Source organism: Hansschlegelia beijingensis (genome assembly GCF_045505405.1).
Lineage (GTDB): Bacteria > Pseudomonadota > Alphaproteobacteria > Rhizobiales > Methylopilaceae > Methylopila > Methylopila beijingensis_A.
The window spans coordinates 1-569 of the sequence record NZ_JBJKEX010000715.1 but is presented as its reverse complement, the minus strand read 5'-3'; the positions used below and the strand labels follow the sequence as shown (position 1 = coordinate 569).

Sequence of the window (569 nt, the reverse complement as noted above, 5' to 3'; positions counted from 1 at the left end):
GGCGCGCGCGCACGCCACCATCGTGGCGGGCCGCGCCCGCGCGGCCGGCGCGCTCACCGCGTGTCTGCGATGAGCGGCCGGGCGGCTGATTCCTTCTGGCGTTCCGGCCCGGATGCCGCTATAAGCCCGCCCTGACCGAGGCGGCGACTGAGCTCCGCCCGCTTTTTCGCGCGCCGAACAGGCTGCGCACCGAATTGACGGAGTTTGCGAAATGGCCGTTCCGAAGCGAAAGACGTCCCCGATGAAGCGCGGTCACCGCCGCTCCGCGGACGCGCTCAAGTCGCCGACCTACATCGAGGACAAGGACTCCGGCGAGCTGCGCCGGCCGCACCACCTCGACCTGAAGACCGGCATGTATCGCGGCCGGCAGATCCTGTCGCCGAAGACCGACGCCTGACGCTTCGCGCCAGTTCTGAATAACGAAAGGCCGGCCCAGCGCCGGCCTTTTTCGTTTCCGCCCGCCGCTCAGGCGACGCCGAGGTCGCTCTTCGGCTTGTCGCGCGGCTTGCGATAGGCCGCCAGGGCGTCGGCCATGGCGGCGCGCCGGCGGGTGCGGGTCTGCCCGAAGC

General features: G+C 71.0%; 1 protein-coding gene. It reads left to right on the top strand.

Annotated features, from left to right (window positions below):
- The first annotated feature begins 211 nt into the window (after window positions 1-211).
- On the top strand, window positions 212-397 hold the full coding sequence (rpmF, locus tag ACIKT0_RS19770; protein WP_183394807.1) for a 50S ribosomal protein L32: 186 nt from the start codon (window positions 212-214) through the stop codon (window positions 395-397).
- Window positions 398-569 lie beyond the last annotated feature (172 nt).